The organism is Rathayibacter sp. AY1F6 (assembly GCF_002932035.1).
In the GTDB taxonomy this organism is placed as follows: Bacteria; Actinomycetota; Actinomycetes; order Actinomycetales; family Microbacteriaceae; genus Rathayibacter.
In genome coordinates, this window is sequence record NZ_PSVD01000003.1 from 180667 (window position 1) to 202057 (window position 21391).

The following is a 21391-nucleotide window of genomic DNA, read 5'->3' on the forward strand; positions in this document are numbered from 1 at the left end:
GTCGTGGACAACCTGTACAGACTACAACAGGACCGCCGCGACGCGCCGGACGGATCCGCTCGAGGCGCACCATCCCGGGCGCAGGGCGGGGCGAGCACGGGGCCCGGCTCAGCGCCTCAGCGCGACGCCCACCATTCGCGGAGCCGCTGCGTCGCGACCTCCTCGCCGAGCGGACCCTCCTCGAGCCGCAGCTCCAGCAGGAACCGGTACGCCTGCCCGACCTCGGGGCCCGGGGCGAGGCCGAGGATCTCCATGATCCGCGTGCCGTCGAGGTCGGGGCGCTTGGAGGCGAGCTCCTCCTTCTCGGCGAGCTCGGCTATGCGCGCCTCGAGGTCGTCGTAGGCGTGCGCGAGCCGGTCGGCCTTGCGGCGGTTGCGCGTGGTCACGTCGGCGCGGGTGAGGATGTGCAGACGCTCGAGCAGCGGCCCCGCGTCGGTCACGTAGCGGCGCACCGCGGAGTCGGTCCACGCGCCGTCCGTGTACCCGAAGAAGCGCAGGTGCAGCTCGATGAGGCGGGCCACGTCCTTCGTCGTCTGGTTGTCGAACTTCAGGGCGCGCATCCGCTTGATCGCGAGCTTGGAGCCGACCAGGTCGTGGTGGTGGAAGCTCACCGCTCCGGCCGGCTCGAGCCGCCGCGTGGCCGGCTTGCCGATGTCGTGCAGGAGGGCGGCGAGCCGCAGCACGACGTCGGGCGCGGCTCCAGGGTGCCGCGACTCCTCCAGCGCGATCGCCTGCTCCAGCACGGTGAGGCTGTGGGTGTAGACGTCCTTGTGGTGGTGGTGCTCGTCCTGCTCCAGGCGCAGCGCGGGCAGCTCCGGGAGGAAGCGACCGGCCAGACCGGTGTCGACCAGCAGCTCCAGGCCGGCGCGGGGCGAGGCGGTCGCGAGGAGCTTCCGCAGCTCCTCCTGCACGCGCTCCGCCGAGACGTCGTCGATCCGGCCGGCGAGCTCGGCCATGGCCCACTCGACCTCGTCGGTGGTGCGGAAGCCGAGCTGTGAGGTGAAGCGCGCGCCGCGGAGCATCCGGAGCGGATCGTCGCCGAAGGAGAGGTCGGCGGGGGAGGGGGTGCGCAGCCGGCCGGCGAGCAGGTCCTCCACTCCTCCCGAGGGATCGACGAGGACGACCTCCGGGAGCCGCAGCGCCATCGCGTTGACCGTGAAGTCGCGCCGCACCAGGTCGCCCTCGAGCGAGTCGCCGAACTCGACCTCGGGCTTGCGGCTCACCCCGTCGTAGCTGTCGCTGCGGTAGGTCGTGATCTCGACCGTCTCGCCGGCCACGCGAGCGCCGATCGTGCCGAAGGCCCGGCCGATGTCCCAGTGCGCCTCGGCGATCGGAGCGACGATCCGCACGATGTCGTCGGGGCGCGCGGAGGTGGTGAAGTCGAGGTCGTGCACGCCGTGGCCGAGGAAGGCGTCGCGGACCGGGCCGCCGACCAGCGCGAGCTCGTGGCCCTGGGCTGCGAACGCCTCCGCCAGCCGCGCCACCGTGGGCGTCCCCGCGAGCGCGCGGAGGGTCACGAGAGCGGTCTGGACGCTGTGCATTCGCACGATCCTAGTGGCGGGGGGTGTCCCGTCAGCGGGTGACCGTGCCAGGGGGTTACAGGGGGATCCGCGTGCACAGCGGACGCACCGCCTGCCCCGAGGAGGGCTGCCCGTAGAATCACCCGCATGGAGGCCGAGTGAGTCCGATGCATCGGCGCGACCCCTCCCTCCGCTCCCGCCGCTCGCGGGCGGCCCTCCTCCTGCTTCGCTCGGCAGGTGCCGCCGCCCTCGCGCTCGGCCTGACCGGCGTGGCCTCCCCCGCCCTCGCGGCCCCGGTCGCCGCCGCGACGGCGACCTCGACGCCCGCTCCCGGCACCGTCACCACGACCGCGGGGGCCGGCAGCGACGGCGTCCTGCGGCCCGGCCAGGACCTCGAGCTCTCGATCGCCGTGCGCAACGGCACCACCGAGGCGATCGACAGCGCCGACGTGACGGTCGCCCTCTCCTACGCCACCCTCGACACCCGCGCGGAGCTGCACGACTGGCTCGACGCCGAGGCCGACAACGACACCGACCCGGTCCGTGCGACCGCCCAGCTGCGCCTGCTGCCCTCCAGCACCGCCGAGGCCGGCCTCACCGTGCCGGTCGACCAGATCCCCTTCTCCAACGACCGGACCGCACTCGGCACCCACGCCGTCCTCGTCACGGTCACCGGTCCGGGTGGTGTCGTCTCGACCGCCCGCACGGCCGTCGAGCTGACCGACGACGCGGCGGTCCCGGAGAGAGAGACCGGGGTCAGCGTCCTCGTCCCGCTCACCGTCCCGGACACGGCCGACGGCCTGCTCTCGGCCGAGGCCCTCGCCGACTACACCGACGGCACGGGGACCCTCACCCAACAGCTCGACGCGGTCGCGGGGAAGGGCGTCACGATCGGGGTCGACCCGCGCATCCTCGCCTCGATCCGGATCCTCGGCAGCGCCGCTCCGGAGTCGGCCCTCGACTGGCTCGACCGGCTGCAGTCCGTGCCGAACGAGCGCTTCGCACTGCCGTACGCCGACGCCGACGTCTCGGCCCAGGCTCAGGCCGGGCTCTCCGCGCTCCTCTCTCCCACCTCCTTCGAGTACGCGATCGACGACACCCGCTTCGCCGCGGTCCCCGGCACCGCCAGCCCGGCGCCCACGGTCGCCGTCGACTCCGACCAGCCGGCCGAGGACCTGCCGGCGCGTCCGAGCACCGAGTCGCTGCTCGCCTCCGACTGGAGCACCTCCCTCGGCAGCGTCGCCTGGCCCGACGAGGGCACCCTCCGCGGGTCGGACCTCGACGTCTACGCGGCCAGCGGCATGAACCGCACGGTCGTCCCCTCCTCCGGTCTCCTGCTGCCGGAGGAGGTGACCACGACCTCGCGCGCCACCGTCGGCGACTCGGACCTGGTCGTGGCCGACTCGCGCCTCACCGAGGCGTTCGACGCGGCCGCAACTGCCACCGACGACACCGAGTGGCGCGCCCGCATGTCCGAGATCGCCACCGATCTCGCCGAGGTGCAGGAGGAGGGGACCGCGCCGGACGTCGTGCTCACCCTCGGCCGCGGCTCCGCGATCGGCGCCGCGCGCCTCTCCGAGACCCTCGACGCGATCGAGTCGCTGCCCTGGGCCCGCGGAGTCGCCCTCTCCACCGCCCTCGCCGTCCCCGCGACCGAGGGCGCCAGCGTCGTCGACTCGCCGGAGTCGGAGTCGCGCCTCGACCGGGTGCGCGACCTGCTCGACGCCGGCTCCGAGGTCGAGGCGTTCTCCTCCGTGCTGCAGGAGCCGGAGCTGCTGTCGGGCAAGAGCCGCAACGACGTGCTGGCGCTGCTCTCGGTGACCTGGCGCGGAGACAGCAGCGGCTGGGGCGACGCCGTCGGCGCGGCCATGACCGAGGCCGACCGGACGCTCTCGCTGGTGTCGATCGACGCGACCGGCAGCATCCTGCAGGTCTCCCGCGACTCGAGCATCCCCGTGTACGTCCGCAACGAGCTCCCCTGGCCGATCGCCGTCCGCATCCAGGCCTCGACCTCGAACGCCGTCCTCGACATCGACGAGGAGGCGATCGAGACCACCGAGATCGACGCCCGCTCGCAGGGCCGCGTCCTCATCCCCGTGAAGGCCCGGGTCGGCAACGGAGAGACGAGCCTCGGCCTGCAGTTGACCTCGGCGCAGGGCGTCCCCATCGGCACCCCCACGGGCATGACGACCAGCGTCCGCGCCGACTGGGAGACCGTCGGCACCCTGGTCATCGGGATCGCGCTCGTCGTCGTCTTCGGAGCCGGCATCCTCCGCAACATCCGCCGTCGCCGTCGAGGCGACACCCCTGAGGACGAGGAGGACCCGAACGCCGTGCTCGAGGTCCAGCCCGACCTCGACGACCAGCGATCGGACCCGCGTGGCTAGCTTCTCCCTCGGACGCGCGAGCGCCGTCCTCGCCTCCGGCACGATGGTCTCGCGGATCCTCGGCTTCGTCATGTCGATCGTCATGGCGAACACGATCGGAGCCGCGGTCGCGCCGGGCGCGGACGCCTTCACGACGGCGAACCTGCTGCCCAACACGATCTACTCGATCATCGCGGGCGGCGCTCTGAACGCCGTCCTCGTCCCGCAGATCGTGCGGGCGGGCCTCGACGCCGACGGCGGCCGCGGCTACATCAACCGCCTGCTGACCCTGGCGCTCGGCCTGCTCCTGGTGACCACGATCGCCGCCACGGTCCTCGCTCCCCTGCTCGTGCGCCTCTACGCGCCCGGCTACGGACCGGAGCAGTACCAGCTGGCCGTCGCCTTCGCGTTCTGGTGCCTGCCGCAGGTCTTCTTCTACGGCCTCTTCACCATCCTCGGCGAGGTGCTCAACGCCCGCGGCTCGTTCGGCCCCTTCACCTGGGCGCCCGTGCTGAACAACGTCGTGGTGATCGCTGGGCTCGTCGCCTTCATGGTGCTGTTCGGCGCCGATCCGGAGGGGAACCGTCCGGTCGACTCGTGGTCCCCGGCGATGGTCACCCTCCTCGGCGGGAGCGCGACACTGGGCATCGTCGTCCAGTCGCTGTTCCTGATGCTCTTCTGGCGGAGGGTCGGCCTCAGCTACCGCCCCGACTTCCGCTTCCGGGGCGTCGGCCTCGGCACGGCCGGGCGGATGTCGCTGTGGTCGTTCGCCACGGTGCTGCTGACCATCGTCGCCGGCATCGTCGAGAGCCAGGTCTCCTCCACCGCGTCCGGCGAGGGGCCCTCGGCCGCGGCGCTGCAGAAGGCGTGGCTGATCTTCATGCTGCCCCACTCGGTCATCGCGATCTCGATCGCCATGGCCTACTTCACCAAGATGAGCGGCCACACCGCACGGGGGGAGATGAAGGAGTTCCGCTCGGACGTCTCCACCTCGCTCCGCCTGGTGCTGATGATGCTCGTCTTCGCCGCCGCCGCGATCGTCGTGGTCGCAGTGCCGTTCGGCTCCGTCTTCACCGACTCGTTCGCGGACGCGCAGGCCATCGGAGCGATCGCCGTGGCCTACGTGATCGCCCTGCCGCTGTTCTCCTCGATCGCCATCATGCAGCGCGCGTTCTACGCCCTGAGCGACGGAGCGCGGCCGTTCCTGTTCACCCTGGTGCAGGTCGTCGTGGCGGTCGCCGGGTACCTGATCGTGCTCCGGCTCCCCGCCGACCGCACCGCTGTCGGCATCGCCGCTGCGACCTCGCTCGGCATCTGCGTGCAGGCCCTCGTGGCGGCCCTCCTCCTGCGCCGCCGGCTCGGCGGCCGCGGAGGCAGGCGGATCCTCGTCAGGCTCGCGCAGTTCGTCCTCGCCGCGGTGCCCTCCGCCGCCGCCGGCTACGGCGTCCTGGTCGCCCTCGGCGGCACGCGCGCGGGCGGTTTCGCCGTCTCGAACTACGTGGAGCCGCTGCTCTCGATGGCCGCGATCGGCACCGTGATGGCGCTCGTCTACTTCGCGGTCCTCTGGTTCCTCCGGGTGCCGGAGCTGCGCGCCGTCCTCGCTCCGGTGCTCCGCCGACTGGGCCGCTGATGCTGCTCCGGTAAAAGCCTGGACAGAGGCTTTTTCTGGTTCTGCTGAGTCGACCGGACCGTAGCGCTGCCCACGCTCCCGGGCCCGCGGAATAGTGCCCGCCTAGGATGTGTTGTAGCCCACGGAGCCGCGGAACGATTCGAGCGACCGGCTCCGGGTGCTCGGCTCCCGCCCCACCCGTCACCGCTCGTACAGACCCCGAGGAGTTGCCGTGCGCGACATCGTCATCATCGGATCCGGCCCCGCCGGCTGGACCGCCGCCATCTACGCGGCGCGCGCCGAGCTGCACCCGGTGGTCGTGGCCTCGTCGGTCGAGATCGGCGGCGACCTGATGAACACGACGGACGTCGAGAACTTCCCCGGCTTCCCCGACGGCGTCCTCGGCCCCGAGCTGATGACCTCGATGCAGGCGCAGGCCGAGAAGTTCGGCGCCGAGACCTTCTACGACGACGTCACCTCCCTCGATCTCGAGGGCGAGGTCAAGACCGTCCACCTCGGCTCCGGCGAGAGCATCGAGGCGAAGACCGTCGTCGTCGCGACCGGATCCGCGTACCGCAAGCTGGGCCTCCACGACGAGGACCGCCTGTCGGGACATGGTGTCTCGTGGTGCGCCACCTGCGACGGATTCTTCTTCAAGGGCAAGACCATCGCCGTCGTCGGCGGGGGCGACTCCGCCATGGAGGAGGCGACCTTCCTCACCAAGCACGCCGCGAAGGTCTATGTGATCCACCGCAAGGACTCGCTCCGCGCCTCGAAGGTCATGCAGAAGCGCGCCTTCGACAACGACAGGATCGAGTTCATCTGGAACGCCGAGGTCACCGGCATCACCGGCGAGAACCACGTCGACGGCGTGAAGCTGCGCGACACGGTCGACGGCACCGAGTCCCACCTCGACCTCGACGGCCTGTTCATCGCGATCGGCAACGACCCGCGCACGCACGTCGTGCACGGCAAGCTCGACCTCACCACCGAGGGCACCATCTCGGTGGTCGGCCGCTCCTCCCAGACCTCCGTTCCCGGCGTCTTCGCCGCGGGCGACGTGATCGACCCGACCTACCGTCAGGCCGTCACCGCCGCGGCATCCGGAACGGTCGCCGCCCTCGACGCGGAGCACTACCTCGCTTCGCTCGCCGATGGCACCGCCCACACCGAAGGCTCACCCCGGGCCGAGCTCATCACCCGCTGACCGTCCGGTCATCGCACATCGGAGCCGGCAGCCCGCCGACTCGTGAAGGAGAGAACACCATGTCCACCGCGAAGAGCGTCACCGACGCATCGTTCCAGTCCGACGTCCTCGACTCCGAGAAGACCGTCCTGGTCGACTTCTGGGCCGAGTGGTGCGGCCCCTGCCGCATGGTCGCGCCGATCCTCGACCAGATCTCGGCCGAGCACGGCGACAAGATCGAGATCGTCAAGCTGAACGTCGACGAGAACCCGCAGACCGCCGCGAAGTACCAGATCACGTCGATCCCGGCGATGAAGGTGTACCAGAAGGGTGAGGTCGTGAAGACCGTCATCGGCGCCAAGCCGAAGCCGGCCCTCGAGGCCGACCTGGCCGCGTTCCTCTGAGTTCGCACTCCTGACCGCCCTGCGGTCTCCGAGAGCCCCTGTCACGTCGTGACGGGGGCTCTCCTCGTGCAGGGCTGTTTCACGTGAAACAGCCCTGCTTTGGCGCAGGCCACGATCCCTGCAGTGGCGCCCGACCGCCCCGCCGCAGCACAGGACCGGCCGGTACTGTGGATCCACCCGGCTCCGGCCGGAGAGACCCTGTCCACCGAGCGAAGCGGAACCATCGTGACCAACCGCGGCACCAACCTCGACCCCTGGTACAACTCCTACGCGGAGCGCACGGCCGGTCTGGCCGCCAGCGAGGTCCGAGCCCTGTTCGCCGTCGCGTCACGCCCCGAAGTGGTCTCGCTCGCCGGCGGCATGCCGTTCGTGTCCGCGCTCCCCCAGGACCTGGTGACCGGCGCCATCGACACCGTGATGCGGGAGCAGGGACCCGTCGCGCTGCAGTACGGGTCGGGGCAGGGCGTCCCCGTCCTGCGCGAGCAGATCCTCGACGTCATGGCTCTTGAGGGCATCTCCGCCAGCGCGGACGACATCGTGGTCACCACGGGCTCTCAGCACGCCCTGGAGCTCGTCTCAAAGCTGTTCCTGGACCCGGGGGATGTCGTCCTCTCCGAGGGCCCCAGCTACGTCACGGCGATGGTCATCTTCCGGTCGTACCAGGCCGACGTCGAGCACGTCCCCATGGACGAGCACGGGCTCATCCCCGCGGCCCTCCGCGAGCACATCGCCCGCGTGCGCGCCGCCGGGAAGACGATCAAGTTCCTGTACACGATCCCCACCTTCCACAACCCCGCAGGCGTGACCCTCAGCTGGGAGCGCCGCGTCGAGATCCTCGAGATCTGCAAGTCCGAGGGAATCCTCGTGCTCGAGGACAACCCCTACGGCCTCCTCTACTTCGAGGATGTCCCGCCGAAGGCGATGCGCTCGCTGGAGGAGGACGGGGTGATCTACCTCGGGACGTTCTCGAAGACGCTCGCTCCCGGCTTCCGGGTGGGCTGGGCTCTCGCTCCGCACGCGATCCGCGAGCGGCTGATCCTCGCCAACGAGGCGGCCGTCCTCAGTCCGTCGTCCTTCAGCCAGCTGGTCATCTCGAAGTACCTCGAGACGGCCGACTGGCGCGGACAGATCGACACCTTCCGCGGCGTCTATCGCGAGCGGAAGGAAGCGATGCTGAAGGGCCTGCAGACCCATCTGCCCGGCCTCAGCTGGACGAACCCGAACGGCGGCTTCTACGTCTGGGTCACGCTGCCCGAGGAGCTCGACTCCAAGGCGATGCTGCCGCGCGCAGTGAAGGAGCTCGTCGCGTACACGCCGGGCACTGCGTTCTACGGTAACGGAGACGGACGTCAGAACATCCGCCTCTCGTTCTGCTACCCGACGCCGGAGCGCATCGGTGACGGCATCCGCCGCCTCGCCACGGTCATCAACGGGGAGCTCGATCTGCTGTCGACCTTCGCGGGCACGGGCCGGCTGAGCAGCGCCGACGCGAGCAAGCGTGACGCCGTCCTGCCGCCGAACGTCTCCTGACACCGCTCCTTCGATAAGAAAGCCCTGGTCATGACCGATTTCTCTGTGCTCGACCGTACACTCGACATCGTCGTCATCAGCGGTGGCATCAGCCACGAGCGCGACGTCTCCTTGCGGTCGGGCCGTCGCGTGGCGGATCGTCTCTCCGCGATGGGCCACCGCGTCTCCCTGCACGAACCGGACGCCGGCCTCCTCTCGACGCTCCTGCAGAAGCGTCCGGACGTCGTCTGGCCCGCGGTGCACGGGGCGAGCGGTGAGGACGGTGCGCTCCTCGGGCTCCTCGAGGCGGCTGGCTTCGCCTACGTCGGCTCGCAGACGGACGCGGCGCGCCTGGCCTGGTTCAAGCCGACCGCGAAGACGCTCGTCGTTCGCGCGGGCTTCTCGACCCCGCGCTCCGTCACCCTCCCCCGCGAGACCTTCCGCGAGCTCGGAGCCGGCGGGATTCTGGAGCAGGTCGAGGCGCACCTGCCGGGCTCCCTCGTGGTGAAGCCCGCCCAGGGCGGTTCAGCCCAGGGCGTCAGCATCGTGACGGAGTCGTCGCAGCTCCCGCGAGCGATGGTCGAGGCGTACACCTACGGCGACGTCGTGCTCATCGAACAGCAGATCCAGGGAACCGAGGTCTCCGTCGGTGTTCTCGACCTCGGCGACGGACCTTTCGCACTGCCGCCCGTCGAGATCGCACCCGTCGCGGGCCAGTACACCTTCGAAGCGCGCTACAACGCGGGGGAGACGCACTTCTACACGCCGGCCCGGATCTCGCCGGAGATCACGGAGGAAGTGTCCCGCGTGGCCGTCGCGATCCACGAGCTGCTGGGGCTCCGCCATCTGTCGCGCCTCGACTTCATCATCGACGAGGCCGGACTCCCCTGGTTCTTCGACGCGAACGTCCTTCCCGGAATGACCGAGACCTCACTCGTTCCTCAGGCCATCGAGGCATCCGGCCGCTACCTCGGCGACGTCTACTCCACTCTCGCGAAGCTCGCCGCCTCCTGACCTTCACCGTTTCACGTGAAACGGTCCGCTGCGCGTACGCTCCTGATCACGTGGCTGCCGAGTTCTGAACGACTGCTCGAATCCATGCCAGACGAGTAATAGCGTCGCGTCCGATCAGGTCCCTCTATCGCCGCCTTCTCCCTACAATGCGGGTCGAGTAGCCACTCAATAACGGGTCCACGTCTTCATCAGCAGACCAGTAGTGCCAACTCGGGGAAGAACCCGAGGCCGCGTATCGACTCCCACCAACGTTAGACATCTGTCTCCGCGCCGGTCGATTATCCGCAGATCAGCGTGGTATATCCCGCCCCCGCCGCCACGTTTTCACCAGGCCCACGGGCATCCATCGCCACCTGGTCCTCGTCGTCATGCTGGTCGAGTAGACGCATTGCCGCGCATCGAGACCCGGCCACCCCCAGTGGGTACCTGGTGGGCGTTGCCTGGAGGGATGTATCCACGCCCACTGTCTGGCCATATCCGCAGACACACCGGTGAAGAGCAGTAGTGCGTCGAATCGAGGCTCACCACGATCGCCACCCGCGCATCTCTGGGGAGACAGAACATGGTCGATCGACGCTGATCGACTACAGGCACCCGTCGCCGTGCTGGTCGAGTAGCCACAACGCGACGTACTGAGACCCACGGCCCGAAGGGACCCCTTTAGCTTGGTTCTCCGACCTCAACTTCGCCTCGGGGGGTGGTGTCTCTATTCGGCTGGTCATGCGAGCAACCTCTTTCGAGCATTGCGGTCGAAGTCGGTCCCACGCCGATCCCCATGGGCGTCCAATGTTCTCGGCAGGGGCGTTTGACGTGAAACGCTTCCGCAGCCGTTGAGCAACTTCGATCCGAAATGTTGCGCCCGTTGGAGCGAGTCGAGCCGACGAGGGCCTCCTCTCCTACACGGCAAGCTCGTAGCTCTTCAATGGCTAGGCCGCCCTAGAGCGGACCGTTTCACGTGAAACGGCCCTTCCATCGCCTTTTTCAGTGCTCTCTGGGGCGACCGCCGACGGAGTCCTCCGTCAAACCTCGACGAACCCAGTCATCACATCTGCATCGATCCGCGAAAACGAAGCGATACTGCATTTCGTCTAAGGCTGCCCCCCCGCTGGCCAATTTCTGGAGGCCGAGGAAGCGCTCCTCACCGGCGACTTGGGATGCACGGACAGCCGAGGTGATCCTCATCTCAGCGGCCAACGTAGGAATGTTTCACGTGAAACATTGCGCACGCGACTATGGGCGACCATGACGTCGCCCTGGGCAGCGGAGAGCGCCACCGAGTACGACCCGCCCAGGTACCCTTCCTGCGCCTGCCAGCGAGTCACTGAAAGGGACATGAACTCCGGAGGTCAGGAGGTCTGAACTCAGCCAACCCTAGATCCGGCGCTCCACGCCTACTCAACCGCCATAGAGGCGCATCGTGAGCTGCTCTATCCAGAGATCAATGCCCCAGATACCCGGCGATCGTCACCGTTCGGCAATACCAGCCGTATCCTCGACCAGGACCGGAGTCAGCAGGGCCCCGCAGAACCTGGAACCACTTCATCGGACTGTACCGGTCAGAAGGGCCTATCAATCAGAAAGAGGACGACAACCGAGAATCCTCAGCTCACAAGGCATCTCGAAGATCGCCCCAAGCGTGCTGATCTGCGATCGCGGTGCCGACGAGGGGAGCGGATACCGCCACATCGGCGATTGCGGCCAAGAACACAGCGCGAGCACGCGCACGCCAGCCGCACGGCGAATCAGTGGCGGCCGCTAGGCCGGCCCTCTACGGAGCGAGCGACACCTCGGTCGGCTCGCCGATCTCGGCGAGGATGCGGTTCAAGTCCTGGATGGTGGCGAAGTCGATGACCATCTGGCCCTTACGTGCGCCCAGGGTGACCTTGACGCGCGTGTTCAACCGGTCGCCGAGGTGATCCGCGATCGACGAGAGGTGTCCGGAGTGCCCGCCCTGCTCCTCCACCACGGGACGCACGGTCGTCCGCGGCGCCTTCATCTGCGCGGCGGCAGCCTCGGCGGCACGGACGGACAGGTCCTCGTTGACGATCTTGTCGGCCAGGCGGCGCATCATCTCGACGTCGTCGAGGGACAGAACCGCACGCGCGTGTCCTGCGGTCAGGACGCCGGCAGCGACGCGGGCCTGCACATCGGCCGGGAGCCGCAGGAGGCGGAGCGTGTTCGAGATCTGCGGCCGCGAACGTCCGAGCCGCGTCGCCAGGGCCTCCTGGGTGATCCCGAAGTCGCTGAGGAGCTGCTGGTAGGCGGACGCCTCCTCGAGCGGGTTGAGGTCGGCGCGGTGCAGGTTCTCCAGCAACGCGTCGCGGAGCATGTTCTCGTCGGCCGTGTCCTTGACGACCGCGGGGATGGTGGTCAGTCCCGCGGCCTTCGAGGCGCGGAACCGGCGCTCACCCATGACGAGCTCGTACTTCGCTCCGCCGCGAGCCGTCACGGGCCGGACGACGATCGGCTGCAGCACTCCGAACTCGCGGATGCTGTGGACGAGTTCCGCGAGGTCGTCCTCGTCGAACACCGACCGCGGCTGCGCCGTGTTGGGGGTGATGTCGGCGAGGGGGAGTCGCGCCAAGCGCGCTCCGGGGACCTCGAGGAGCTCCTCGGCACGGGCCGAATCGCCGACCTGATCAGGGAAGAAGACGTCGACAGGCCGGGAGCGCGACTCGTCGCTGGTCGGGATGAGCGAGCCGATCCCCCGGCCGAGTCCCGTGCGCTTGGTCGCCATCAGCGTGCCTCTCCTTCGTGTGCCGTCTCGGGTGTCTTCCGAGCTCCGCGTCGTGCGATCTCCGCGGCCGCCTCCAGATACGCCAGCGAACCGGACGACTGCGGGTCGTAGCTGATCACGCTCTGTCCGTAGCTCGGCGCCTCCGAGATCCTCACGTTGCGCGGGATCACCGCGCGCAGCACCTCCTTCGGGAAATGCTCTCGGACATCCGCTGCCACCTGCTGGGAGAGGTTCGTGCGGCCGTCGTACATCGTCAGGAGGATCGTCGAGACACCGAGGTTCGGATTGAGGTGCCGCTCGATCAAATCGATGTTCTTGAGCAGCTGGCTGAGCCCCTCGAGCGCGTAGTACTCGCACTGGATCGGGATGAGCACCTCGCGAGCGGCGACGAACGCGTTGATGGTCAGCAGACCGAGCGACGGCGGGCAGTCGATGAAGACGTAGTCGAACGGCTCGTCCATGGTGTCGAGCATGCGGTCGAGCGCACGGCGGAGACGCTGCTCGCGTGCGACGAGCGAGACCAGCTCGATCTCGGCGCCGGCCAGGTGGATGGTCGCCGGCACACCGTAGAGCGAGGCGAACTCCGGGCTCTTCTGCACGACGTCCGCGAGGGGAGTGTCGTTGACGATCACGTCGTACACGCTGGCCGTCTCGGCGCGGTGCTCGATGCCCAGGGCCGTCGACGCGTTGCCCTGCGGATCGAGGTCGATGACGAGCACCTTCGCCTCACCGCGGGCGAGCCCGGCGGCGAGGTTGACGGTCGTCGTCGTCTTGCCGACGCCGCCCTTCTGGTTCGAGATCGTGATGACGCGCGTCGACTCGGGCTTGGGCAGCGGCTGGGCGTTCAGCAGTGCGCGCCGACGGGTCATGTCCGCGATCTCCCGGGCCAGGGGAGTCGAGGAATCGAAGCCTCCGGTCAGACCGGCGGAATCGGTTTGTTTCACGTGAAACCTTCGCTCAGCGAGTGGGACGGACATCAGCACCGAGGAGTCGACGGACGAGGAGTCGGGGGCTCACTGCGGCGTCGTGGCGATCAACCCACTGTAGCCCGGACGACCCTCGTCACCTCGGAGAGCACGCCGTCGCCGAGCACGACGACCTCGGGCGGGGAGAGCCGGAAACGACGGATCTGCTTGGCCGCCGCCTCGATCTCCTTCTCGGCGTTGATGCCCTTCAGCAGGACCAGCTCGCCTCCGGGCCGCAGCAGCGGCGCGGTCAGCGGGATCAGCTTCGAGAGGGCGCTGACCGCCCGAGCGGTCACCTGGTCGAGAGGCTCCGCGAGCTCCGCCTCTTCAGCACGGGCTCGAAGAACTGAGACATTCTCGAGTCCGAGTCCGTCCACCTGCTCCTGAAGCCAGACGACGCGACGCTCCATCGGCTCGATGAGCACGAAGCGGACGTCGGGCCGCACGATGGCGAGGACGAGCCCGGGAAGGCCCGCGCCACTGCCGACATCACCCACCAGTCCCGGACGCAGGAGAGGGGCCACCAGGGCGCTGTTGAGCACGTGCCGCGTCCAGAGACGGGGGAGCTCCAAGGGCCCGATCAGGCCGCGCTCCTCACCCTGGTCAGCGAGAGCTTCCGTGAACCGCCGCAGGAGGGGCAGGCGGTCGCCGGCGATCGCCGCAGCGGCTGCGGGCTCGGCCTCGAGGGTCGACTCCACGCCGTTCAGCCGCGGGTGATGACGGTGTGGCGCTCGCGCGCCTCGCCGCGCGACTCCGACACGAAGCCGCGCTCGCCCACCATGTCGTGGACCAGCTTGCGCTCGTACGACGACATGGGCGGGAGCGAGGCCGACGTGGCGCCGTCCTCGATCCGCTCGATCGCGCGGTCGACCAGCTGGGCGAGCTCAGCCTCGCGGGCGTCGCGGGAGCCGCCGATGTCGAGGATGAGGCGGGAGAACGCGCCGGTCTTCGTCTGGACCGCCAGGCGCGTCAGCTCCTGCAGTGCCTGGACGGCGTCGGGGCGGGAGAGCACCCGGAGGTTCGTGTCGCCGGAGGCGGTGACCGAGAGGTAGGCGCGGCCGTTGCGGACCTCGATGTCGATGTCGCCGTCGAGGTCGCAGATGTCGAGGAACTCCTCGATGTAGTCGGCGGCGACGTCCCCCTCGTCCTCGAGCTGCGAGAGCGTGGACTCGGGCGCCTCGTCGACGGCGGACGCGTCCACGTCCACGTCCGCGGGTGCGGACGCGTCGTCGGTGATGGTCTGCATCGGATCGGTCATGGCGGCTCTACTTCTTTCCGGCTTGCTTCTTGGAGCGGTTCTTGCTCACGGGCTGCGTGCGCTGCACGGCCTTCTTCTCGACGAGGGTGACGTCGCCGGCGGCCGTGGTCTCCTCGACCAGCTTGCCCTTGCGGCGCAGGCGCTCCTCGCGGGCCTTGGCGGCCTCGCTGCCCGGGGTCGGCATGTTCCGGATGACGATGAACTGCTGGATCATCGTCCAGATGTTCGAGGTCAGCCAGTAGAACATCACGCCGAGGGGGAAGGCGAAGCCCGAGAAGGCGAAGACGAGGGGGAGGATGTAGAGCAGGATCCGCTGCTGCTTGAACGTCGGCGAGGCCTTCGCCTCGGGCGACATGTTCTTCGACACGATCTGCAGCTGCGTGATGAACTGCGACGCCGTCATCAGGACGACCATGATCACCGCGATGATGATGACCGGCTCCTGGCCGCCCTCGGCGAGTGCGCCCTGGATCGACTGGTGCAGCGGTGCCACGCCGAAGAGGTTCGCCTCGCCGAACTGGCGGGCGAGCGTCTCGTCGAGCGGGCCCACGCCCTTCTGGCTGTGCTGCGCCGCGTTCAGCACCGAGAACAGGCTGAAGAAGATCGGCATCTGGATCAGCAGGGGCAGGCAGGAGGCGAGCGGGTTGGTGCCCGTCTTCTTGTAGAGCTCCATGGTCTCGCGGGACATCGCCTCGCGGGACAGCTGGTCGCGCTTGCCCTTGTACTTGTCCTGGATCTTCTTGAGCTGGGGCGCGACCTCGAGCATCCGGCGCTGGCTCTTGATCTGCTTGACGAAGATCGGGATGAGCGCGGCGCGGATGACGATGACCAGGCCGACGATCGAGAGGACCCAGGTGATTCCCGCGGCCGCCTCCATGCCGGTGAAGGTCAGCAGCTGGTGGAAGGCGACGAGGAGCAGCTCGACCACCCACTTGAGGGGCCAGAGGATCGTGCCGAGGAGGTCCATGGAGTGGGGTCAGTCCTTTCGAGGGCCCACGACGAACCCGGCTCGCGTCACGGCGAAGCGGGTCCGGCCGGAAGCCGGTCGGTGCAGGGGGATCGAGGTCGGGACGTCGTCGATGCCGCCGGCCGCCCACGGGTGGCAGCGGAGCAGACGGCGGGCCGCGAGGACGGAGCCGAGGACGAGCCCGTGGAGCTGGACCGCCTGGAGCGCGTACGCGGAGCATGAGGGGTAGTAACGGCAGACGTCCCCGTAGAGAGGGGACACGACCGCCCGGTAGACGATCAGGAGCAGGACGCCGATGTTCCGCGGCAGCAGAAGGATCGCCCACCCGAGCCGGGCGAACGGCGCCTCCCGGCGGGGGAGCACGGCGGTCACGAGGACGCCCCGCTCTTCCGCGCGGCTCGCGCCATCGCGGACCACACCTCGGAGCGCAGCTCCGACCAGGGGGCGTCGGCGCTGCCGGGCAGCGCGCGGACGACGACCTGGGTGCCGGGGTCGATCTCGGGGACGAGCTCGAACGCCACGGCCTTGAGCCGGCGGCGGACGGTGTTGCGCGTTACCGCGGTGCCGACCGTCTTGGCGACGATGAACCCGAACCGCGCCGGATCGCCCGCGGAGGACCGGCGGACATACGTGACGGTGTGCGGTCCTGTGGACCGCACACCGCGACGGACGACTGTCCGGTACTCGCCTCCGTGGACGATGCGATTGGCTCTGGCCAGCACCGCTGGTCGGTACCGCTCGCTGCTAGGCGGAGAGCTCGGTGCGCCCCTTGGCGCGGCGCGCGCTGAGGATGCCGCGGCCGGCACGGGTGCGCATGCGCAGACGGAAGCCGTGCACCTTGGCGCGACGACGGTTGTTCGGCTGGAAGGTTCGCTTGCTCATAATCAGATCTCCACGTACGTGTTCCGCGGCGCGAACCGGCACCACCCGCTCGGGCGGAGACTCGGATCCTCCGGGAAGAAGGGGTGCCCGGCTGCGGAATCCGCTCGGCCTGCGAGGGCCGCACGGACGACACCGGGCAGGCGTCAACTGATTTAAACTACGACCTGTTCCGCCACCGGTCAAATGTGGACGGCGCGAAACCTCGATCATGCACACGCGACACGGGGTTCCGCGCATTGACACGCGGGTGTCGCTGTGGTGGATTTGTCTCCCGTCGGCTCCGTTCGTTACGGTGTTGAGCCGCAGTTATCCACAGGTGGGATCCGCGTCCTCCCGCGCCCGCACAGGCATCGCTCGAGGCCGGTGGACAACCCTGTGGAGAGAGCGGCACTCGAGACCCGGCTCCGCGCCCGGTCCGCGACGCCCCTGCAGCGGGCGGCGACGGGTCCGGCGGAGACGGCGATCCCGCAGCGACTTCACAGCGACAGCACCCAGGACCGGAGACAGATGGCAGACGACACGTCGATGGTCGACGCGTGGAACGTGATCCTCGGCGCACTGTCCCAGGACGAGCGGATCACCGCTCCCCTCTACGGGTTCGTCTCGCTCGTGGAGCCCAAGGGCATCATGGCGGGCACCTTCTACCTAGAGGTCCCGAACGAGTTCACCCGCGGGATGCTCGAGCAGCGCGTGCGCGTGCCCCTGCTCAGCGCGATCGGGACGCTCGACGACTCCTTCGGCGTCACGACGTTCGCCTTCGTGGTGAACCCCGACATCGAGCACGAGCCCCTCAGCTCCCCGTCGTCGCAGGAGTCGATGAACCCGTTCGAGCCGATCACCGCCTCCTCGGCGACGGTCGCGCCGACCCGCGGGGTCGAGGAGCTGCGGACCGTGCCGGCGACCGACACCCGGCTGAACCCGAAGTACAGCTTCGACAACTTCGTCATCGGAGGCTCCAACCGGTTCGCGCACGCCGCGGCCGTCGCCGTCGCCGAGGCTCCCGCCAAGGCCTACAACCCGCTCTTCGTCTACGGCGACTCCGGGCTCGGCAAGACGCACCTCCTCCACGCCATCGGCCACTACGCGATGAGCCTCTACCCGGGGATCCGCGTGCGGTACGTCTCGAGCGAGGAGTTCACGAACGACTTCATCAACTCGATCGCGAACAACCGGGGCAACGCCTTCCACGGCCGCTACCGCAACGTCGACATCCTCCTGATCGACGACATCCAGTTCCTGCAGGGGAAGGCGGAGACGCAGGAGGCGTTCTTCCACACCTTCAACCAGCTGCACGACCACAACAAGCAGGTCGTGATCACGTCCGATCTGCCGCCGAAGGCATTGACGGGCTTCGAGGACCGGATGCGCTCGCGCTTCGAGTGGGGCCTCATCACCGATGTGCAGGCTCCCGACCTCGAGACCCGCATCGCGATCCTCCGCAAGAAGGCGGTCAGCGAGAAGCTGCTCGTGCCCGACGACATCCTCGAGTTCATGGCGTCGAAGGTGTCGAGCAACATCCGCGAGCTCGAGGGGACGCTCATCCGCGTCACCGCGTTCGCGAGCCTGAACCGGACGCCGGTCGACATGTCGCTCGTGCAGACCGTGCTCAAGGACCTGATCACGCTCGACGAGGACAACGTCATCTCGCCGGTCGACATCATCAACCACACCGCGGACTACTTCAAGCTCACGGTCGACGACCTCTACGGCTCGTCGCGCTCGCAGGCCGTCGCCACCGCGCGCCAGATCGCCATGTACCTGTGCCGCGAGCTGACGAACCTCTCGCTGCCCAAGATCGGCCAGCTGTTCGGCAACCGCGACCACACCACGGTGATGTACGCGAACAAGAAGATCTCGGAGCTCATGAAGGAGCGCCGCAGCATCTACAACCAGGTCACCGAGCTGACCACCCGCATCAAGACGAACCGCTAGCCGACAGTCGTACGGTCCCCGGGACCGCCTGTCCCGGGTGGCGTGCCCCGGGGTCCATCAGCGTCCGTGCCCGGTGGTCGGGTAATCGCTCCCCTCCTTCCTCGCGTGAGGGGAGGCGGAGGCGACGGGGATCGCGGCGCGAGCAGCAGGACGTCGGTGTCGGCGCGCGTCGAGATCAGGCGAAGGCGCTGGCGGGGGTCTCGATACGGCGCGCTGGGGCTACTCGACCAGCACGGACCGGACATGCTCAGGGGGTCCGGGCGAGCGGCGGAGCGGCGGGGCGGCCTGCGTGCGATCGAACGGCGTCGATCCGCCGTGCGACGGCCCGGAGAGCAGCGCGGGGGAGAGGGAACTCGCGCCGTCTTCCGCGCCGCTCGGACGGCGCGAGCCGCGTTCGACGGTCTCCGTCGTGACCCGGAGACGTCGTCGACGGACTCCTCGACCCACTGCGCGGGCCTCGGACACGCCGCCTCGCGCGCCTCGGAGGGCCGATTTCCACAGTGTGAGGAACCTGTGGATAACTGTGGACAACCGCCTCGGGACTGTGCGCCGGGAGAGCCCGCCTGTGGAGGGCGACCGGTCGGCTCGGATCGCTCCACAGGGCGTCCACGGGCCCGCTCACACTCCCTCCACAGGGGCGGGTCCCTCCGATCCCACCCAGGAGTAGGGGTCCGAAGCGTTTTCCACAGTTTCCACACGTGTTAACACTGTTAACGCAGTTCTCTCTTTAATGAAGCCTCGACCGGCAACCTCTCCACAGCGGCTCGGGAGTGCTCGGCGGTCCACCCCCTTCCGAGCTCGTCGAGCCCGGCGGGTACGATGGGCGACGGTCTTCGTCCGCGACTCGTCAGGGGTGTACTCGTGAGGTTCCAAGCCAACCGCGATGTCTTCAGCGAGGCGGTGTCCTTCGCGGTCAAGCTGCTTCCGCAGCGCACGACCCTGCCGATCCTCTCCGGAGTCCTCATCGAGGCGACCTCCGAGGGTCTGACGCTGTCCTCCTTCGACTACGAGGTGTCCGCGCAGACGCAGATCGCGGCCGACGTGGAGGAGACGGGGACCGTGCTCGTCTCGGGCCGTCTGCTCGCCGACATCGCGAACCGCCTCCCCAACGCTCCCGTGCGCATCGCCACGGAGGAGTCGCGCGTCTCGGTCTCGGCCGGCTCGGCGCACTTCACGCTCCTGCAGATGCCCGTGGAGGAGTACCCGAGCATCCCCGAGATCGATGCCTCCACCGGCCTCGTCCCGGCCGACGCCTTCGCGGCCGCCGTCTCGCAGGTGGCGGTCGCCGCCTCCCGCGACGACGTGACCCCCGTCATCACCGGCGTGCAGCTCGAGATCACCGAGAACACGATCGGCCTCGTCGCGACGGACCGCTACCGCGTCGCCGTCCGCGAGATCGACTGGGACAACGGAGACAACCCCGCGCCCACCCAGCCGCTCACCGCCCTCGTGCCCGCGCGCACGCTGCAGGAGGTCGGGAAGACCTTCGGCCACTCCGGCACCGTCTCCGTCGCGATCACCAACCGCGACGAGCGCGAGCTGATCGCCTTCACCGCGGACCGCAAGACCGTCACCTCGCTGCTGATCAAGGGCAACTTCCCGCCCGTGAAGCGCCTCTTCCCCGCCTCCGTCGAGAACTACGCGGTCATGTCGACCAGCGACCTCATCGAGGCCACCCGCCGCGTCTCGCTCGTGCTCGAGCGCGAGGCGGCCCTCCGCTTCAGCTTCAGCAGCGACGGCCTCACCCTCGAGGCCATCGGCTCGGAGCAGGCGCAGGCGTCCGAGAGCATCGACGCGATCGTGACCGGCGACGACGTGGTCGTCTCGCTCAAGCCGCAGTTCCTGCTCGACGGCCTCGCCGCCGTCCACTCGGAGTTCGTGCGCATCGCGTTCACGAAGACCGAGAACCCCAACAAGCCCGGCCCCGTCCTGATCACCGCGCAGACCTCGCGGGAGCAGCCCGGCAGCGACAGCTACCGCTACCTGCTCCAGCCCAACCTGCTGCTGCGCTGACCACTCCCCGGATCGCAGAGCCGCGACCGCCCCGCTCCCGACGAGCGCCCGCCCGCCGGACAACGAATCCAGGAAGGTTCACCATGCACATCGGACTCGTCGGCCTCGGCAAGATGGGCGACAACATGCGCTCCCGCCTCCGCTCCAAGGGGCTCGAGGTCACCGGCTACGACCGCAATCCCGACGTCTCGGACGCGGCCTCTCTCGACGAGATGATCGCCGCACTCCCCTCGCCCCGCATCGTCTGGGTGATGGTGCCGGCCGGCGAGATCACCGACGCGGTCGTCAAGGACCTGTCGGAGAAGCTCAGCGAGGGCGACCTCGTCATCGACGGCGGCAACTCCCGCTTCACCGAGGACTTCAAGCACGACGCGCTGCTGAAGCCCAAGGGCATCCACTACATCGACGCGGGCGTCTCAGGCGGCGTCTGGGGACTCCAGAACGGCTACGGCCTGATGGTCGGCGGCCCGAAGGAGCTCGTCGAGTACGCCATGCCCGTCTTCGACGCGCTGCGCCCGGAGGGCCCCCGCGAGGAGGGCTTCGTCCACGTGGGCGAGGTCGGCGCCGGCCACTACGCGAAGATGGTCCACAACGGCATCGAGTACGCCCTGATGCAGGCGTTCGCCGAGGGCTACGAGCTGCTCGAGACCCGCAGCGACATCATCAAGGACGTCACCGGCACCTTCAAGGCGTGGCAGCGCGGCACGGTCGTGCGCTCCTGGCTGCTCGAGCTCCTCGTCCGCGCCCTCGAGCAGGACCCGGACTTCAAGAACATCGAGGGCTACGTGCAGGACTCGGGCGAGGGCCGCTGGACCATCGAGGAGGCCATCAACAACGCCGTCCCGGTGCCCACGATCAGCGCCTCGATCTTCGCCCGCTTCGTCTCCCGCCAGGAGGACTCCCCCGCGATGAAGGCCGTCGCAGCGCTCCGCAACCAGTTCGGCGGGCACTCCGTCAAGGCCGTCGACTGAGTCGGCTGGTGAGGACTGCCTCCGGCAGTCCTCACGGCGGTCGGCTTCCGGAGGGGGG

The 21391-nt window shown here is 69.0% G+C and carries 18 protein-coding genes; 9 read left to right on the top strand and 9 right to left on the bottom strand.

Features of this window, described 5'->3' with window-relative positions; genetic code table 11:
- Nucleotides 1–116: 116 nt before the first annotated feature.
- Complete coding sequence (locus tag C5C44_RS04545; RefSeq protein WP_104335407.1) at nucleotides 117–1541, bottom strand: CCA tRNA nucleotidyltransferase; 1425 nt, start codon at nucleotides 1539–1541, stop codon at nucleotides 117–119.
- Nucleotides 1542–1687: 146 nt separating this feature from the next.
- Here C5C44_RS04545 and C5C44_RS04550 point away from each other — a divergent pair, with 146 nt between their 5' ends.
- From C5C44_RS04550 to C5C44_RS04575, 6 genes are all read left to right on the top strand, one after another.
- A complete protein-coding gene (locus C5C44_RS04550; protein WP_104335408.1) occupies nucleotides 1688–3907 on the top strand; it encodes a DUF6049 family protein in 2220 nt (739 codons plus the stop codon).
- Complete coding sequence (gene murJ, locus C5C44_RS04555) at nucleotides 3900–5516, top strand: murein biosynthesis integral membrane protein MurJ (protein WP_258066660.1); 1617 nt, start codon at nucleotides 3900–3902, stop codon at nucleotides 5514–5516. Before C5C44_RS04550 ends, murJ begins: the two co-directional genes overlap by 8 nt.
- 211 nt (nucleotides 5517–5727) lie before the next feature.
- The gene (gene trxB, locus C5C44_RS04560) at nucleotides 5728–6702 is read left to right on the top strand and encodes a thioredoxin-disulfide reductase (RefSeq protein WP_104222688.1); all 975 of its coding nucleotides are present in this window, start codon (nucleotides 5728–5730) and stop codon (nucleotides 6700–6702) included.
- Between the two features lie 59 nt (nucleotides 6703–6761).
- Nucleotides 6762–7085 (top strand): thioredoxin, encoded by a 324-nt coding sequence (gene trxA / locus C5C44_RS04565; RefSeq protein ID WP_104222687.1) that lies wholly within the window; start codon nucleotides 6762–6764, stop codon nucleotides 7083–7085.
- A 225-nt stretch (nucleotides 7086–7310) separates the two neighbouring features.
- Nucleotides 7311–8615: a PLP-dependent aminotransferase family protein gene (locus tag C5C44_RS04570; protein ID WP_104222686.1), complete on the top strand. Its 1305-nt coding sequence runs from the start codon at nucleotides 7311–7313 to the stop codon at nucleotides 8613–8615.
- A gap of 30 nt (nucleotides 8616–8645) precedes the next feature.
- Nucleotides 8646–9608, top strand: coding sequence for an ATP-grasp domain-containing protein (locus C5C44_RS04575; RefSeq protein WP_104222685.1), 963 nt, complete (start codon nucleotides 8646–8648; stop codon nucleotides 9606–9608).
- A 1768-nt stretch (nucleotides 9609–11376) separates the two neighbouring features.
- On the opposite strand, the gene C5C44_RS04580 is transcribed toward C5C44_RS04575, so the two are convergent.
- The 8 genes from C5C44_RS04580 to rpmH form a co-directional block, all read right to left on the bottom strand.
- The gene (locus tag C5C44_RS04580; RefSeq protein WP_104247022.1) at nucleotides 11377–12345 is read right to left on the bottom strand and encodes a ParB/RepB/Spo0J family partition protein; all 969 of its coding nucleotides are present in this window, start codon (nucleotides 12343–12345) and stop codon (nucleotides 11377–11379) included.
- Nucleotides 12345–13214 carry a ParA family protein gene (locus C5C44_RS04585; protein ID WP_104247021.1) on the bottom strand — a complete coding sequence of 290 codons (870 nt, stop codon included), beginning with the start codon at nucleotides 13212–13214 and terminating at the stop codon, nucleotides 12345–12347. Before C5C44_RS04585 ends, C5C44_RS04580 begins: the two co-directional genes overlap by 1 nt.
- Nucleotides 13215–13378: 164 nt before the next feature.
- The gene (gene rsmG, locus C5C44_RS04590; protein WP_104268815.1) at nucleotides 13379–14008 is read right to left on the bottom strand and encodes a 16S rRNA (guanine(527)-N(7))-methyltransferase RsmG; all 630 of its coding nucleotides are present in this window, start codon (nucleotides 14006–14008) and stop codon (nucleotides 13379–13381) included.
- A gap of 5 nt (nucleotides 14009–14013) precedes the next feature.
- Nucleotides 14014–14568 (bottom strand): R3H domain-containing nucleic acid-binding protein, encoded by a 555-nt coding sequence (locus C5C44_RS04595; RefSeq protein ID WP_258062188.1) that lies wholly within the window; start codon nucleotides 14566–14568, stop codon nucleotides 14014–14016.
- A 7-nt stretch (nucleotides 14569–14575) separates the two neighbouring features.
- A complete protein-coding gene (yidC, locus tag C5C44_RS04600) occupies nucleotides 14576–15535 on the bottom strand; it encodes a membrane protein insertase YidC (RefSeq protein WP_104222681.1) in 960 nt (319 codons plus the stop codon).
- A gap of 9 nt (nucleotides 15536–15544) precedes the next feature.
- On the bottom strand, nucleotides 15545–15898 hold the full coding sequence (yidD, locus tag C5C44_RS04605; RefSeq protein ID WP_244230695.1) for a membrane protein insertion efficiency factor YidD: 354 nt from the start codon (nucleotides 15896–15898) through the stop codon (nucleotides 15545–15547).
- Nucleotides 15899–15903: 5 nt separating this feature from the next.
- Nucleotides 15904–16257, bottom strand: a complete 354-nt coding sequence (rnpA, locus tag C5C44_RS04610; protein ID WP_104222680.1) for a ribonuclease P protein component — start codon at nucleotides 16255–16257, stop codon at nucleotides 15904–15906.
- 22 nt (nucleotides 16258–16279) lie between these two features.
- A complete protein-coding gene (gene rpmH / locus C5C44_RS04615) occupies nucleotides 16280–16417 on the bottom strand; it encodes a 50S ribosomal protein L34 (protein ID WP_055784512.1) in 138 nt (45 codons plus the stop codon).
- 627 nt (nucleotides 16418–17044) lie between these two features.
- Between rpmH and dnaA the strand changes: the two genes are divergently transcribed.
- From dnaA to gnd, 3 genes are all read left to right on the top strand, one after another.
- Nucleotides 17045–18349 (top strand): chromosomal replication initiator protein DnaA, encoded by a 1305-nt coding sequence (gene dnaA / locus C5C44_RS04620; RefSeq protein ID WP_374952921.1) that lies wholly within the window; start codon nucleotides 17045–17047, stop codon nucleotides 18347–18349.
- Between the two features lie 861 nt (nucleotides 18350–19210).
- Entirely contained in the window at nucleotides 19211–20362 is a 1152-nt protein-coding gene (gene dnaN / locus C5C44_RS04625; RefSeq protein ID WP_104222678.1) for a DNA polymerase III subunit beta, read from the top strand.
- A gap of 83 nt (nucleotides 20363–20445) precedes the next feature.
- Nucleotides 20446–21333 carry a phosphogluconate dehydrogenase (NAD(+)-dependent, decarboxylating) gene (gene gnd, locus C5C44_RS04630; RefSeq protein WP_104222677.1) on the top strand — a complete coding sequence of 296 codons (888 nt, stop codon included), beginning with the start codon at nucleotides 20446–20448 and terminating at the stop codon, nucleotides 21331–21333.
- Nucleotides 21334–21391: the final 58 nt, after the last annotated feature.